We start from the raw sequence: 16,035 nt of genomic DNA on the forward strand, positions 1-16,035 counted from the left end.
ATGCCTTGACTTCAAGACCCCGGCAGAGGTCTTTGCTGCTCAAGTGTTGCACTTCGAATGTGAATCCACCTCCTGGCTTTCGCCAGGACGACGGGTGTGGAGCGGGCACGGCAAAAATCGCCGCAGCTAACGAATCCGTGATCCGCCAAAACATCCATTCGCTCCGCGGTGCGCGTCCGGCAAGGATTTTCCTCACTTCCCGCATTCAGGAACGACAACGTTGCTATTTCACGCATCCCCTTGCGGAACTGCCCGCGGCCCCAAAATCCAACAGAACGAACAACCGAGTCCGGGAGATCACCATGGGCCTTCAACAAACTCGCATCGAGTCGCTGCCGTTCGTTACTGCTGAGCTGAACTACCTCGCGCCGACGCCGGGCAAGCCGCGCACCTACGCGTTCGATCCGCCACCAGGCGAACCCAAGTCGACCTCGCTTCCTGAACCTCACAACGTGCCGATCTTCGACGGCCGCCTGATTGCGGACAGTTTCTCGCTCGACCGCGAAGGCTTTGCGCTGGTCAGGCATCCGACCATCGTTCGCAATTTCTACGACGACAACGAAGTGCGGAAAGTGTACTACCCCGCGGTGGAAGCCTTCCTGAAGGCGACGCTGAAGGCCGATCGTGTCGTGATCTTCGATCACACCGTGCGCAAGCGCGTCGATGGCGCCGCCGACATCCGTGGCGCCGGGCCACGCCAGCCTGCGACGCGCGTGCATGTCGACCAGACCGACGTTTCCGGCCGCAACCGCGTCTATGAACATCTGCCCGAGGAGGCCGATGAACTGGTCAAGGGACGCGTGCAGGTGATCAATCTGTGGCGCCCGATCCGCGGTCCTCTGCGCGATTCCCCGCTGGCGATGGCCGATGGCACCACGGTTTCGCCGGACGATCTTGTTGCCTCCGACCTGATCTATCCGAACCGCCGTGGCGAGACCTACTCGGTGAAATACAATCCGAACCATCGCTGGTTCTACATCCCCGAGATGACGCCGGATGAGGCGATCCTGCTCAAGTGCTACGATTCGGCGACCGACGGCCGCACGCGTTTTGGGCCGCATACGGCCTTCGTCGACCCCACCACGCCCACTGATGCCGCGCTGCGTGAAAGCATCGAGCTGCGCACGCTGGTGTTCCATAAGAGCTGACGCGCGGGCACACTGCGCTCCCTCTCCCCGTTCTTCACGGGGAGAGGGTTGGGGTGAGGGGCTCTCTCCGCGCAACGATCGTCGATGGCGTTCGTCATTCGACGACTCGGACAGGATGTCGCTGCGGCGCTCTCGTGCCTTGCCCCTCACCCGAAATTCGCTGCGCGAATTTCGACCTCTCCCCGCTGAAGGGCGGGGAGAGGTGAGCTGCCCTGCTCGTGCCGAGGTTGGCACGGGCGTCCCGATGGTGTAACGCCGCCCCAAATCATCGGGGATGAAACTCTTATGGGCGGCGTGGCCAGGGATGAGGCGGGAGAGGGCACGAGCGCGCTGATCTTTGCACTGGTGGCGCTGGCGTGCGGCCACATGCTCTCGACCCTGCTGCGCACCATCCCGGCGGTCAGCCTCGATTTGATGGCGGCCGACTTCCGCATCGAGCCGCAGGCGCTGGCGAGCCTGACGTCGGTCTATCACTTCGCTTTTGCCGCCGCGCAGATCCCGGTCGGCGCCGCGATGGATCGCTTTGGCGTGCGTCCGGTGTCGCTCAGCCTGCTCGCCGGCACCGTGGTTGGCGCGACCGCCTCGGGCTTTGCGACCGGACCGGCGAGCTTTGCCTTCGGGCAACTCCTGCTCGGCATCGCCACCTCGGGCATGCTGATGTGCCCGATGACGCTCGCCGCAAAGCAATTGTCGGCGGCGAGATTCGGCCTGTGGTCGGGCGCGATCCTCTCGATCGGCAATATCGGCATGCTGCTGTCGTCGAGCCCGCTCGCCTTCGTGATTGATCACCATGGCTGGCGCGCCGGGTTCTGGATCTCGGCCGCCGCCGGTATCTTGGTGGCAACAGCGGTGTTCGTGCTGGTGCCGAACCAGCCGGCCGAGCACAAGGATGATTCCTCGCCGCTGTCGCAGATGATCGCGGTGCTGCGGCTCGGCCTGTCGCGGCCGTTGCGCGGCCTGATTGCGCTGGCGATGGTGTCGCTTGCGACCTCGCTGGTGCTGCGGGGCCTGTGGGGCGGGCCGTGGCTGATGGAGGTCAAGGGCCTGTCGCGGGTCGAGGCCGGCAACCAGCTCGGCGCCTTCACGCTCGCGATGATCGTGGGTCCCCTCTGCATCGGCATGATCGATCGCAAGGTTGGCCGCCGCCGCGCCGTGGTCGCCGGCTGCCACATGGCAGCGGCGTTCCTCCTCGCGTTGATGGCGCTCGGCGCGCCGCATTACCCGGTTGCAACGCTGCTCGGCGTCAGCGTCATGCCGCCGCAGTTTGATCTGGTGCTGTTCGTGCTCATCGGATTGGCAACCTCGGCGCAGCCGCTGCTGTTCGGCATGTCCCGGCAACTGGTCGATGCGCAGACCGCGGGCAAGGCGCTGGCTGCGGTCAATCTCGCCTTCTTTCTCGGCACGGCCCTGATGCAATCGACCACCGGCGCGGTGGCGGCGCTGGCGGGTTTGCCTGCTGTGCTGCTGTTCATGGCTGCGGCAACGCTGATCGGCACGCTGTTGTTTTTGCTCTATACGTCGCCGAAGCCGACGCTAGAATAAACCCGATATGCCCACCGCCATCGATCCCATCACCCGTTCCGTCGTCCAGCACCGCCTGTCTTCGATCGTGAAGGAAATGGGCGAAGCCATGCTTCGCACCTCCTATTCACAGATCCTCAATTCCAGCCGCGATTTCTCGCTCGCGATCTGCGACACGCGTGCGCGGCTGATCGCGCAGGCCGACCACATTCCCGTCCATGTCGGCGCGCTGCCCTGGGCGACGCTCGCCGTCGAGGAACGCTTTCACGACGTCGCGCCCGGCGACGTGATCCTGCTCAACGATCCCTATTACGGCGGCAGCCATCTGCCCGATGTCACCGCCTTCGTGCCCGTGTTCGCCGACGGCAAGCGGCTGCTCTGGACCATCGTGCGCGCACATCAGAGCGACATCGGCGGCGCCACCCATGGCGCCTACAATCCCGCCGCCACCGAGATCTTTCAGGAAGGCATCCGCATTCCGCCCATCAAACTCTATGAAGCCGGCAAGCTGCGCGAGGATCTGCTCGACCTGCTGGCGCTGAACGTGCGCAACCCGCGTGATTTCCGCGGCGACCTCGCGGCGATGCTGGGCGCCGCACATCTCGGCGAGCGGAGGGTGGCAAAACTGTTCAGCGAATTCGGCGCTGCCACGGTCGAGGCCGCGATCGAAGCCATTCTCGACGCCACCGAGCAGCAGACCCGCGCCGTGGTGTCGACCTGGAAGGACGGCGTGTTCCACGGCGAGGCGCTGCTTGATGACGACGGCCACGGCCGCACCGACATCAAGATCGCAGCCAAGGTGACCAAGAGCGGCAGCGACATTGAGGTCGATCTCACCGGATCCGATCCGCAGTCGACCAGTTTTGTGAACTCCTCGCATGCCAACATGCAGGCCGCCGTCGCGATGGCCTTTGCCTATCTGATCGACGCCGACATTCCCAAGAACACCGGCGCGCTGCGGCCGCTGAAAGTGGTGGCGAAGCAGGGCACCATCGTCTGGGCCGATCCCGGCCGCCCGGTGACGTTGTGCACGAGCCATCCCTCCAACGAGATTGTCGAGGCCATCATCAAGGCGATGTCGGCGTCCTGTCCGGATCGCGTGATGGGCGGCTGGGGCCGCAGATTCCGGATCGCGATCCAGGGCGAGGATCCGCGCAACGGCCGCGGCTTCATCTGGCACATGTTCCAGGCGCGTCCGGGCGGCGGTGCGTCGCCGGGCGGCGACGGCTACTCGTCGATCGGCGAGTGGCACTCGGTGGGTGGTCTGAAGTTCGGCAGCATCGAGGTCGCCGAGGTGCGCTTCCCCCTGCATTTCCGCCAGCATGAATTCCGTCCCGATTCCGGCGGCGACGGCCAGCATCGCGGCGGCCTCGGCGTCGCGCTCGACATGGTGCTGGAAATTGAAAAGCCCGCGAAGGGCAACACCGCCGGCGACGGCGCGCGGCACGGTCCGTGCGGCATGCTCGGCGGCGAGGACGGCAAGCCGCATCTTTATCGCCTGCTCTCGGAAGGACGCGAGCCGCGCGTGTTGAAAACCAAGGAAACCGGCATCGATCTTCACCCCGGCGATTGCCTCGAATTCCGCTCCTCCGGTGGCGGCGGCTGGGGACCGCCGGAGAAGCGTTCGGCAGATGCGCGGGCGCGCGATGCAGCCCAGGGCCTGGTTTCGAAAACGGTGTAAGCCAAACATGTTCACGATCGGAGTCGACGTCGGCGGCACCTACACCGACCTCGTTGCCACGGATAAAACCGGGCGCACTGTGTTTGCGAAATCGCCGTCGACACCATCGGATCAGTCGATCGGCGTCATGGCAGGACTCGACGAACTGGCGAAGCGCCTCGGCGTGACCCGTGCGGCAATGCTGGCCGAGACCGATCGCCTCGTGCACGGCACCACCGTCGCCACCAACGCACTCTTGGAGCGCAAGGGCGCAAGAGTCGCGCTGCTGACTACACAGGGCCATCGCGACGTCGTCGAGATGCGCGAAGGCCTGAAGCCGGATCGCTACGACCTGCGCACGCCGCCGCCGGAGCCGCTGGTGCCGCGCGACCGACGCCTCGCCGTGCACGAGCGCATGAAGGCCGATGGCAGCGCGCTGGTCCCGCTCGATGCGGCGTCGCTTGGCGATGCGATCTCCGTGGTGAAATCGTCAGGCGCGACCTCCGTCGCGATCTGCTTCCTGCACGCCTATCTCAATCCTGCCCACGAACTCGCGGCCGTCGAGCATCTCGCCAGGGAATTGCCCGACGTCAGCGTCTCGCGCTCCAGCGACGTGCTGCCGCAGATCAAGGAATATGAGCGCGTCTCGACCACGATCGTGAACGCCTATGTCGCGCCGATCGTGCGGCGCTATCTCACCAATCTCGAGCAGCGCCTGCATGAGGCCGGCTTTGCGGGATCGCTATTCGTCGTGCTCTCCCATGGCGGCATGGCGCCGGTGGAGGAGGCCTCGCGGCTCGCTGCGGGCACGGTGCTGTCAGGTCCGGCCGGCGGCATTTCCGGCAGCCGGCGCTGCGCGGACCTGCTTGGCATTCCCGACCTGGTGCCGTTCGACATGGGCGGCACCTCGACCGATATCTCGTTGATTGCTGACGGGCAGGCCTCGCTCTCCGCGGACGGAATGCTCGCGGGACAGCGCATCGCGCTGCGCAGCCTCGATATCGCGAGCATCGCGGCCGGCGGCGGCTCGATTGCTGGTGTCGACGGCAGCCGCACCTTGCGGGTCGGGCCGGAGAGCGCCGGCTCGGTGCCGGGGCCGGCGTGCTACGGCAATGGCGGCACGGCCGCCACCGTCACCGACGCCAATGTCGTGCTCGGCTATCTCGATGCGAGCGCCTTCATGGGCGGCGCACGGCCGCTTGACCGCGCCGCATCGGAAGCCGCCGTCGATCGCATCGCCGCTGCGCTGGAACTGTCGCGGCTGGAGGCGGCGGCCGGCATCTACAAGATGATCAATCTGAAGATGGCCGACGGCATTCGCCTGATGACCCTGCGCCGTGGCGTCGATCCCCGCAAATTCGCGCTGCTCAGCTTCGGCGGCGCGGCCGGCATGCACGCGGCCGAAGTCGCGCGCGAGCTCGAGATCAAGCGCATCATCGTGCCGACGGTCGCCTCCGTGCTGTCGGCCTGGGGCATGCTGACCAGCGATCTCCGCTACGAGGTCAGCCGCACGCGTTACGGTGCGAGCAAGATTTCCGCAGGCGAAGTCCGCGAGCTCTTCGCCGCATTGGAAGAGCAGGCCGCCGGCCGGCTGCGTTCCTGGTTCAAGGGCGATATCGCGATCGAGCGTTCCGCCGAGATGCGCTATGGCGAGCAGGTGTTCGAGATCGACGTGCCCCTGAGTGATCTCGATCTCGGCGCCGCGGATCTGGTGGCGCAGATCGAGGAGCGCTTCCACCGCCGCCACGAGGAGCTGTACACCTACGCCTCACCCGGCCAGGAGGTCGTGTTCGTCAACGCCCGCGTCGCCGCTGTCGGCAAGGTCGCGCCGACTGGGGCCGATGTCGCGGCCGTGTCGTCGACGGCGACCTGCACGCCGCGCGGCAGGCGGCAGGCCTGGTTCGGCGCCTGGCGCGAGGTGCCGGTCTATGCGCTCGATGATCTCAAGCCGGGGCAATCGCTGAGCGGTCCCGCGATCATCGAGGCCGAGACCACGACGGTGCTGGTCGATACCGGCGATCGCGTCTCGGTCAATGCGCTCGGTTGGCTGGATATAACATTGCGCTGATTACCGAGCGGGAACTGCGCCCCCTCGCCCCGTTCTTACGGGGAGAGGGTTGGGGTGAGGGGCTTTCACCGCGCAAATGGTGACAATTGAGTTCGCGGAGGCTCCCCCTCACCCGAAATTCGCTAGCGCGAATTTCGACCTCTCCCCGCAAGCGGGGCGAGGTGAAGCGCCCCCCGGTTTTGCCATCAACATTTCATTTTTCCGGCGCTCGCTTGGGCGGTAAAGTCGGATCGCTCGGGAGGGCGCTGGCAGCGGTGCCGGCGTTTGTGGCGATGTTGATGCAAACACAAAAACAAATCGCGCGTTCGATGTCCCTGATCGTCGCTTCGTTGTTCGTGTCGGCTCTTGGCGGACAGCCCGCGCTGTCCGCCGGCGTGACCGATACCGAAATCCGCATCGGCAACATCATGCCCTATACGGGACCGCTGGCCGCGTTCGCGTCGATCGGACGGGCCGAGGGCGCCTATTTCGACATGATCAACGAGCGCGGCGGTATCAACGGGCGCAAGATCAAATTCATCTCCCGTGACGACAGCTCAAACCCGCAAACGGCGGTCGAGCACACCCGCGCGCTGGTTGAGCAGGAGCGCGTGCATGTGATGTTCGGATCGTTCGGCTCGCCGAGCAATCTGGCGACGCGGACCTATCTCAACGAGCGGCAGATCCCGCAGCTCTTCGTCGCGTCCGGCGACGAGGAGTGGGCGCACCCAAGACAGTTTCCGTGGACGATGGGCTGGCAGCCGACGTTCCGCGCGGAAGGGCGCATCTACGCCAATTACATCCAGGCCTCCTATGCGGACCGCAAGATCGCCGTGCTCTGGCAGAACGACCAGTTCGGCCGCGATCTGTTCCGGGGATTGCAGGAGGGACTTGGCGTCACCGCCAACAAGATCGTTGCCGACATCGCGATTGAGGCGGACATGTCGATCGACAGCCAGGTCGACATCCTCAAGAATTCCGGCGCCGAGGTGCTGGTGCTGAACTGCGCGCCGCCGATCTCGGCGCGCGCCATCCGCCGCGCGGCCGAACTCGGCTGGTATCCGGCGGTGGTGCTGGTCAATGCAGCGGCCTCAATCGCGAACGCACTGCGGCCGGCCGGACTGCAGAACGCCGTCGGCGTGATCTCGACCTCGTTCCTGAAGGATGCCGACGATGCCACCTGGAAGGACGACCCGGCCATCAGGGACTGGCTCACCTTCATGGACAAATATTATCCCGACGGCGACAGGGACGACAGCTACGCCATCTTCGGCTACGCCGCCGCCGAGACCCTGGTTCAGGTGCTGACCCAGTGCGGCGACGACCTGTCGCGTGAGAACATCATGCGGCAGGCGCAGTCGCTGAAGAACTACAAGAACGCAATCATGCTGCCGGGCATCGCCATCAACACCGGCCCGCGCGACTTCCGCCCGATCGAGCAGATGCGGCTAGTGCAATTCGACGGCACCGCCTGGCAGCCGATCGGCGACGTGATCGAAAGCGCGTTTGCGACTGTGGGGGAGGATAAGTGAGGGGCAGGGGCTTCGCCTCGCCCCGCTTGCGGGGAGAGGCCGAAACGCATCGTTAGATGCGTTTCGGGTGAGGGGGACCCTCCGCGAGAACGGTGAGAGTGGAGTTCGCGGAAGCTCCCCCTCACCCGGCGCTACGCGCCGACCTCTCCCCGCAAGCGGGGCGAGGTGACTTTCAATGCTTCGCAGCAGCGCCTACTTCTTCAGCCCATAATTCAACAGCCCGCCCTTGTTCTTTGGCGGATGCGCGCGCAAGCCTTCCTCGTTCGGCTCGGTGCCCCAGCCCGGGCGATCCGGGATCACAAGATGGCCGTCGACATAGTCGGGCACATGGGTGAACAGCTCGTGGTCCCATGCGAGCCGATCGATATCCGTCTCCATGATCCGCAAATTCGGCACTGCCGCGCAGAAGTGGGCGTTCATCATGGTGCAGAGGTGGCCGTAGAAATTATGCGGGGCGACGTTGACCTCGAGATGCTCGGCGACACCCGCGATCTTCATCGACTGCCAGACGCCGTTCCAGGGCGTGTCGATGATCGCGACGTCCATCGCCTGCTCGGTGAAATAGGGCATGAATTCGCGCAGGCCCAGCAGCGTCTCGCAGGATGAGATCGGATGCGGGCTCTGGCGGCGGATGTAGCCCAGCGCCTGCGGATTGAAGCTATCGATCTCGACCCAGAACATGTCCATCTCCGCGATGGCGCGCAGGATCTTCAAATAGCCTTCGGTCTTGGCGTTGAAATTGAGGTCGAGCAGCAGGTCGACATCCGGCCCCGCACCGTCACGGATCGCCTCGAGATGCATGCAGAGATTGCGCAGCACGGTGCGGTCGACATTGATCTCGGGCTTGAACGGTGCGCCGAAGCCGGGTCGCCAGCCCATCGGCTTGCCGTCGGTGTAGACGAAGATGTTGGTCTTCATCGCCGAGAATTTCTTCTCGCGCACCTCGTTACCGATCGCCTTGACGCCGTCGAGATCGGTGATGGCGGGCTTGTAATAGTCGGGATGATTGATGCGCCAGGTCGCGCAGTGCGACCAGTAGACGCGGACGCGGTCGCGAATCTTGCCGCCGAGCAGATCGTAGCAGGGCACCCCGAGCGCCTTGGCCTTCACATCGAGCAGCGCGTTCTCGATGGCGCCGAGCGCCAGCGCCACCACGCCGCCGGCAGCCGGCCGGGTTGCGGCGAACAGTTCGGCATAGATCCGCTCGTGCCCAAACGCGTTCTTGCCGACCACCCGCGCGCCGAGCCGCTCGATCGCAGTGGAGACGCCCGGCGCGCCAAACCCCTCGTCGAACTCGCTCCAGCCGACCAGCCCGTCCTCGGTGGTGATCTTGACGAAGTGATAGTTCCGCCAACCGGCGTCGCAAGCGAGCGTTTCGACTGATCTGACTGATGTGGCTTTGCTCATGGTCTCCTGCCCGGTCTTTTGTTGTTTGGCCGATAACAACAACGGATCGGGCAGGGCGTCAATCGCGTGAGAGCAGGGCAGATTGGCTGGCAGTGCAGGCCTCGTGGTTCGAGACGCGCGGCGTTGCCGCGCTCCTCACCATGAGGGTCTGAGACTCACCGCGCGGCAAGTATTTACCCTCATCCTGAGGAGCGGCCACTTGGCCGCGTCTCGAAGGATGCAGCCACCGACAGCGACAGGTAGACCTACGGCCTGAACACTGTCGCCCGCTGCCGCTCGAATACCTTTCGCCCGTGCTTGTAGCCCATCAGCACGTCGGGCAATTCGGCGATCGCGCCGGTGCCGCTGTCGGTGTCGAGCACGACAATATCGGCGGGATGGCCGACCGCGATGCCGTAATCCCTGAGGTTCATCAGCCGGGCCGGCAGATCGGTGACGAGATCGAGGCAAGTGCCGAACTCGTCGATCCCGGCATGCGCCGCGTTGGCATAGAGGTTCGCCATCCGCAGCAGCGAAGCATCGCCAAACGGCGTGAACGGGTTTTGCACATTGTTGGTCGCGACCGAACAGAGCACGCCGTCCTTGACCAGGCGGTGCGCCGCCGTCAGGCCGCGCGGCACGTTGTGGGTGGCGTCGCGGCCCATCAGGTAGAGGTCGGTCGCGGGCAGCACCGTGACGGCGACGCCGGACTTGGCGAGCCGTTCGGTCGCGGCCTGCAGCCGCTCCGGCGGCAATGCCGAGAGCTTGGTCGCATGGCCGATGGCGACGCGGCCCTGATAGTTGCGCTGTTCGGTCTGCCGGCAGACCTCCTCCAAGTGCCACCAGGAGGGATCGAGATCGAAATCGAGATGCAAATCGACGTCGACATCGAATTCCTGCGCAAGATCGAATATCTTCTGCAGATGCGTGGTCGGATCGGTGTCGGCATAGGAACAGCCGCCGATCACCTCGCCGCCGTCGCGCAGTGCTGCGATCAGCAATTCCTCGGCGCCGGGATCGTTGGTCAGGCCCTCCTGCGGAAACACGCAGAGCGACAGATCAAGCGCCCAGGCATAGTCGCGCTTCAGCGCCTTCACCGCCTCGAAGCCGCGCAAGCCGACCCGCGGATCGATCTCCACATGGGTGCGCATCCGTGTCGTGCCGGCGACGATCGCGCGCTCGATCACCTTGGCGCCGCGGGCGTAGACGTCCTCGACCGTGAAATCGCGCTTCAGCGCCGACACCGCGCGGATCGCATCGCCGAGGCTTGCGTGATCATGCCCGCAGCGGCCGAGCAGGCAGGCCTTGTCGAGATGGATGTGGCTGTCGACGAAGCCGGGCAGAGCAAGCCTGCCGCCGAGATCGACCTCGACGGCCTCGCAAACCAGCCGTGGCGCGATCGCAGCGATCCGCCCGCCGGCGACGCCGATATCCACGGGTGTAGCCGATGAGCGCAGCACGGCGTTGCGGAACACGAGATCGAGAGCGGATGGCGGGGGCATGACGGGATAACGACTCCAGGGCGATGCGACCCTAGCGCAAGCGCGCAGGGTCGGCAGCCCGGATTATGTGCAATTCCGTCATCAGCCCGGTCAAAAAAACATGCACGCCACGCGAACGGCAGACAGTAGTATTCCAGGCAAACGGGAGATGCCGAGACAATGGACGTTGCCGCAACCTGCCTGTTCTCCGGTTCTGACCGCAGCAGCCGCGACAATGTCGTGCTCCGCCATGACGGCGGTGTCATTACCGGCATCTCCGACGACGCCGCGCCCGCGTCCGGCCCACGCTCCCTGATCATTCCAGCCTTCGTCAACGCCCATGACCACGCGCGGCCGCGTGCGTCCTCGTTCGGCGCGCTCGGCATGCCCCTGGAAAGCTGGATCCTCCGTACAGCGGTCGGCACCCCCGTCGATCCCTATCTGACCGCGGCATCCGCTTTCGCCCGCGCCGCGCAAGCTGGCTGCGCCGCGATGATGGTGCACTACACCCGCCCGAGCGGCACCATGCCGTTGCTCGATGAGGCCAAGGCGATCGGCCGCGCCGCGGCCGATGTCGGCCTCCGCATCGCCTTCGCCATTGCGGTGCGCGACCAGAATCCGATCGTCTATGGCGATGCCGAGCCGGTGTTGTCGACGCTATCGCGCGAAGACCGCGAGACGATTGAGGAGCTGTTCGTCCGTGCGCCGATGTCGCCAAAAGCCTATATCGAGCTGACCGACGCGATTGCGGCTGCGATCGCTGGCCCGAAGATCGATGTGCAGCTCGGACCGGCCGGCGTGCAATGGTGCTCGAAGCCGTTGCTCGAGGCGGTTGCGGAAAACTCCGCGCAGACCGGCCGTCGCATCCACATGCATCTGCTGGAGACCATCTACCAGCGAGCCTGGGCCGACCGACATTTTCCTGATGGGATCGTGCGCTACCTCCGCGACATCGGCTTCCTCTCCGAGCGGCTGACGCTCGCCCATTGCATCCATGCCCGCCCGGACGAGATCGACATGATCGCGGCCTCAGGTGCGCGCATCGTCACCAATTTCTCCTCCAACATGCATCTGCGCTCGGGGCTTGCGCCGATCGCCGCCGCGCACGCCTGCGGCTGCGCCATTGCCGTCGGGGTCGACGGCCTCGCGCTCGACGAGGATGACGATGTGCTGCGCGAGATGCGGCTGGTGCAGATGATGCATGGCGGGCTCGGCTTCAAGCGCAGCTGGACGCCGCAGGAGTTTTTCGCGCTGGCGATCCGCAACGGTCGCCGCGCCACCGGTGCGCCCGGCACTGGTGAGCTTGCACCAGGCGCGCCAGCCGATTTCGTCAGCATCGATCTCGATCGCCTCGATCGCGATCAGATCATGCCGGTCGACCCCATCGATTTGCTGTTTGCGCGCGGCAATGCGTCGCTGATCCAGGAGGTCGTGGTCGACGGACATACGATCGCGAGCCAGGGTCAGTGCCGGGGCGTTGACGTGTCCGCGATCGAGCAGGAGCTCCGCGGCCAATTTCGCGCGAGTGCAGGCAAGTACGGGCATTTCCTGCGGGCATGGCCGCCGGTCTCGGCCTCGCTGCAGGGTTGGTTCGAAACGCAGCTCACCTGCGGCTAACCCCAATCAAGTCCTCATGAATTCCATCAAGCGGGAGAAATTTCGCTTGCAGAGGAGCCTTGCGTATCGTGTGCGATCCGACCAAGAAGGATCGTTAGAAGTCACCTCGCCCCGCTTGCGGGGAGAGGTGAACAAGAGTTTCAACGGGAAGAGAGATGCCTTTCAAGAAGCTGTTGATTGCCAACCGCGGCGAGATCGCCATCCGCATTGCACGCGCCGCCGCCGACGGCGGCATTGCCGCCGTCGCGATCTATCCGGCGGACGACGCGGCGTCGCTGCATGTCCGCGCTGCAGATAGCTCGCATGAAATTCCCGGCCACGGCGCGCGTGCCTATCTCGACATCGAGGCTGTGATCGCGGCAGCCAGGGCGGCCGGCTGCGATGCGCTGCATCCGGGCTACGGCTTCCTCAGTGAGAACGCCGGTCTCGCCCGCCGCTGCGCGGAAGAGAAGATCGTCTTCGTCGGTCCGTCGTCGGAGGCGCTCGACCTGTTCGGCGACAAGGCAAAGGCCAAGGCGCTGGCGAAGCAATGCAGGGTCCCGATCATTGCCGGCACCAGCGGTGCCACCAGCCTCGAGGAGACCAAGGCGTTCTTCGCGTCGCTCGGGCCCGGCGGCGCCGTCATGATCAAGGCGATTGCCGGTGGCGGCGGTCGCGGCATGCGCGTGGTCGACGATGCGGCAAAACTCGCTGACGCCTATGCGCGCTGCCAGTCGGAGGCCAAGGCTGCGTTCGGCAACGACGCCGTCTATGTCGAGCGGCTGATCCGGAAGGCCCGCCACATCGAGGTGCAGATCATCGGCGACAGGCATGGTGCGATCAGCCATCTCTGGGAGCGTGAATGCACCATCCAGCGCCGCAACCAGAAACTCATCGAGGTCGCGCCGAGCCCCTCGCTGAGCGAAGGGCTGCGCGCACGCATCATCGAGGCCGCCAAGCAGCTCGCGACTGCGGCGCGCTATGACAATCTCGGCACCTTCGAATTCCTGGTCGATGACGAGGCCGGAGACGGCGAGGGTGCCTTCGCCTTCATCGAGGCCAATCCGCGGCTGCAGGTCGAGCACACCGTCACGGAAGAAGTGCTCGGCGTCGATCTGGTGCGCGCGCAACTCGCCGTCGCCGGCGGCGGCACGCTGGCTTCGCTCGGACTGGCACAGGCCGCGATCCCGTCGCCGCGCGGCTTTGCGATGCAACTGCGCGTCAACATGGAGACCATGGACGAGAAGGGCGTGACAAAGCCGACCGGCGGCACGCTCTCCGTGTTCGATCTGCCGTCAGGGCCCGGCGTCCGCATCGACACGTTTGGCTATTCCGGCTACCGCACCAGCGCGGCCTTCGACTCGCTGCTGGCAAAAGTCATCGTGCATTCGTCGAGCCCGAAATGGGCCGACATCGTGCACAAGGGCGCGCGAACCTTGCGCGACTTCCGTATCGGCGGCGTTGCCACCAACATCCCGTTCCTCGCCGCGGTGCTGGCGCATCGCGAATTCCTCCGCAACCACATCTCGACGGGCTTCATCGACACCCATGTCGCGGCGCTGGTCGGAGCCGCGAAGCAGCACGCCGAGCCGCTGGTCGAGGTGAGCGCGGTTACCGCGATAAAGTCGGTTGCGACCGAAGCCGCGCCGGAAGGCTCGGTCGCGGTCCCTGCGCCGCTGCAGGGCACGATCGTCGCGATCGATGTCGCGGAGGGCGATCTGGTCCGTCCAGGCCAGCAGATCGCGGTGCTGGAATCGATGAAGATGGAGCATCTCGTGAACGCCCCGCATGGCGGCCGCGTCACCAGGATCGCGGGCGGCGCGGGCGTCACGCTGATGCATGGCGAGCCGATCCTGTTCCTGGAGCCGGCTGATGTCGATGGCCACGAGGCGGCAGAGGAGACGGCTGTTGATCTCGACCACATCCGCCCTGATTTGGCCGAGCTTGTCGCGCGCAAGGCGATCACGCTCGACGAGAACCGTCCGGCCTCGGTCGAGCGCCGCCGCAAGACCAACCAGCGCACCGCGCGCGAGAATGTCGCTGATCTCGTCGATGACGGCTCGTTCGTCGAATACGGATCGCTGGCGATCGCAGCCCAACGCCGCCGCCGCAAGATCGAGGACCTGATCAAGAACACGCCGGCCGACGGCCTGATCACCGGCGTTGCCACCATCAACGCTGATGATTTCGGGCCTGAGGGCGCGCGCTGCATGGTGATCTCCTATGACTACACCGTGCTCGCGGGCACGCAGGGGCATATGAATCACAAGAAGATCGACCGCATGCTCACGCTGACCGAGCAGTGGCGTCTTCCGCTGGTGTTCTATGCCGAAGGCGGCGGCGGCCGTCCCGGCGATACCGACCGGCTCGGGTTGACGGGTCTTGACGGACCGTCCTTCGTGCAGTTCGCAAAGCTCTCAGGGCTGGTGCCGGTCGTCGGGATCGTCTCCGGCTATTGCTTTGCCGGCAACGCGGCAATGCTCGGCTGCTGCGACGTCATCATCGCCACGAAGAACGCCTCGATCGGCATGGGCGGCCCCGCGATGATCGAGGGCGGCGGGCTCGGTGTCTATCATCCGGCTGAGGTCGGGCCGGTCTCGTTCCAGTCGCCGAATGGCGTGGTCGACATTCTCGTGGAGGACGAAGCCGAGGCGACGGCGGCCGCGCAAAAATACCTGTCCTATTTCCAGGGCGCGGTCGCAAACTGGACCGCGCCGGATCAACGGCTGCTGCGCCGCGCGATCCCCGAAAATCGTCTGCGGGTCTATGACATCAGGAACGTTATTGATCTGCTCGCCGACGAAGGCTCGGTGCTGGAGATCCGCCGTGATTTCGGCGTCGGCATGATCACCGCCTTCATCCGCATCGAGGGCAAACCGTTCGGCCTGATCGCCAACAATCCAAGGCATCTCGGCGGCGCGATCGACGCTGCGGCCGGCGACAAGGCCGCGCGCTTCATGCAGCTGTGCGATGCCTTCGATATCCCGCTTCTGTCTCTCTGCGATACGCCGGGCTTCATGGTCGGCCCGGAAGCCGAGAAGACCGCGATCGTGCGCCACGTCGCGCGGATGTTCGTCACCGGCGCCAGCATCACGGTTCCGCTGTTCGGCATCGTGCTGCGCAAGGGCTATGGCCTCGGCGCGCAGTCGATGATCGGCGGCGGCTTCCACGCTTCGTTCTTCACGGTGGCCTGGCCGACCGGCGAATTCGGCGGCATGGGCCTCGAGGGTTACGTCCGCCTCGGCTTCCGCAGGGAGATGGAAGCGATCGAGGATCCGGTCGAGCGCGAGAAATATTTCCAGACCAAGGTCGCCGAGCTCTACGCCAACGGCAAGGCGGTCTCCATCGCATCCGTGCTGGAGATCGACGAGGTGATCGATCCCGCCGACACGCGGCACTGGATCATGGCGGGCCTGCGTTCGGTGCCGAAAGCGGAGCCCCGCGCGGGCCGCAAGCGGCCCTGTGTTGATACGTGGTGATCGTGCAACACACTCGGCGTCGTCCTGGCGAAAGCCAGGACCCATTGCCCCAAATGGGAATTATTGCGCGATGCTGGGGCCGCGATCCCGTTCACGACAAAACCGGGTGGTAATGGGTCCCCTGAGTTCACAAACGAAGTGCAACACTTCCGACTGGAGGTGTTGCCATGGGGCGGACTTACAAG

General features: G+C 65.3%; 9 protein-coding genes. 7 read left to right on the forward strand and 2 right to left on the reverse strand.

Annotated elements, in window-relative coordinates:
* Positions 1–302: 302 nt before the first annotated feature.
* The 5 genes from JQ604_RS41190 (at position 303) to JQ604_RS41210 (ending at position 7,908) form a co-directional block, all read left to right on the forward strand.
* Positions 303–1,148, forward strand: a complete 846-nt coding sequence (locus tag JQ604_RS41190) for a CmcJ/NvfI family oxidoreductase (RefSeq protein WP_212366503.1) — start codon at positions 303–305, stop codon at positions 1,146–1,148.
* Between the two features lie 285 nt (positions 1,149–1,433).
* Complete coding sequence (locus JQ604_RS41195; protein WP_212366495.1) at positions 1,434–2,690, forward strand: MFS transporter; 1,257 nt, start codon at positions 1,434–1,436, stop codon at positions 2,688–2,690.
* A gap of 7 nt (positions 2,691–2,697) precedes the next feature.
* The gene (locus JQ604_RS41200) at positions 2,698–4,350 is read left to right on the forward strand and encodes a hydantoinase B/oxoprolinase family protein (RefSeq protein WP_212366496.1); all 1,653 of its coding nucleotides are present in this window, start codon (positions 2,698–2,700) and stop codon (positions 4,348–4,350) included.
* 7 nt (positions 4,351–4,357) lie between these two features.
* Positions 4,358–6,397 carry a hydantoinase/oxoprolinase family protein gene (locus JQ604_RS41205; protein ID WP_212366497.1) on the forward strand — a complete coding sequence of 680 codons (2,040 nt, stop codon included), beginning with the start codon at positions 4,358–4,360 and terminating at the stop codon, positions 6,395–6,397.
* Positions 6,398–6,705: 308 nt separating this feature from the next.
* Positions 6,706–7,908, forward strand: coding sequence for an ABC transporter substrate-binding protein (locus JQ604_RS41210; protein WP_249159438.1), 1,203 nt, complete (start codon positions 6,706–6,708; stop codon positions 7,906–7,908).
* A 192-nt stretch (positions 7,909–8,100) separates the two neighbouring features.
* Here the strand turns inward: JQ604_RS41210 and JQ604_RS41215 are convergent, their stop codons facing one another.
* Positions 8,101–9,315, reverse strand: coding sequence for a mandelate racemase/muconate lactonizing enzyme family protein (locus JQ604_RS41215; protein ID WP_212366499.1), 1,215 nt, complete (start codon positions 9,313–9,315; stop codon positions 8,101–8,103).
* A 245-nt stretch (positions 9,316–9,560) separates the two neighbouring features.
* A complete protein-coding gene (locus JQ604_RS41220) occupies positions 9,561–10,796 on the reverse strand; it encodes an amidohydrolase family protein (protein ID WP_212366500.1) in 1,236 nt (411 codons plus the stop codon).
* A 159-nt stretch (positions 10,797–10,955) separates the two neighbouring features.
* Between JQ604_RS41220 and JQ604_RS41225 the strand changes: the two genes are divergently transcribed.
* Both JQ604_RS41225 and JQ604_RS41230 read left to right on the forward strand, forming a co-directional pair.
* Entirely contained in the window at positions 10,956–12,392 is a 1,437-nt protein-coding gene (locus tag JQ604_RS41225) for an amidohydrolase family protein (RefSeq protein ID WP_212366501.1), read from the forward strand.
* A gap of 155 nt (positions 12,393–12,547) precedes the next feature.
* Positions 12,548–15,850: a carboxyl transferase domain-containing protein gene (locus JQ604_RS41230; protein WP_212366502.1), complete on the forward strand. Its 3,303-nt coding sequence runs from the start codon at positions 12,548–12,550 to the stop codon at positions 15,848–15,850.
* Positions 15,851–16,035 lie beyond the last annotated feature (185 nt).

This window comes from Bradyrhizobium jicamae (assembly GCF_018130695.1).
GTDB classification, from domain to species: Bacteria; Pseudomonadota; Alphaproteobacteria; order Rhizobiales; family Xanthobacteraceae; genus Bradyrhizobium; species Bradyrhizobium jicamae_B.

Excerpts from the sequence above, each read along its gene's own strand:
- JQ604_RS41230 (WP_212366502.1), top strand. The coding sequence starts at position 12,548 with ATGCCTTTCAAGAAGCTGTTGATTGCCAACCGCGGCGAGATCGCCATC.
- JQ604_RS41200 (WP_212366496.1), top strand. The coding sequence starts at position 2,698 with ATGCCCACCGCCATCGATCCCATCACCCGTTCCGTCGTCCAGCACCGC.
- JQ604_RS41215 (WP_212366499.1), bottom strand. The coding sequence starts at position 9,315 with ATGAGCAAAGCCACATCAGTCAGATCAGTCGAAACGCTCGCTTGCGAC.
- JQ604_RS41190 (WP_212366503.1), top strand. The coding sequence starts at position 303 with ATGGGCCTTCAACAAACTCGCATCGAGTCGCTGCCGTTCGTTACTGCT.
- JQ604_RS41220 (WP_212366500.1), bottom strand. The coding sequence starts at position 10,796 with ATGCCCCCGCCATCCGCTCTCGATCTCGTGTTCCGCAACGCCGTGCTG.
- JQ604_RS41225 (WP_212366501.1), top strand. The coding sequence starts at position 10,956 with ATGGACGTTGCCGCAACCTGCCTGTTCTCCGGTTCTGACCGCAGCAGC.
- JQ604_RS41205 (WP_212366497.1), top strand. The coding sequence starts at position 4,358 with ATGTTCACGATCGGAGTCGACGTCGGCGGCACCTACACCGACCTCGTT.
- JQ604_RS41210 (WP_249159438.1), top strand. The coding sequence starts at position 6,706 with ATGTCCCTGATCGTCGCTTCGTTGTTCGTGTCGGCTCTTGGCGGACAG.
- JQ604_RS41195 (WP_212366495.1), top strand. The coding sequence starts at position 1,434 with ATGGGCGGCGTGGCCAGGGATGAGGCGGGAGAGGGCACGAGCGCGCTG.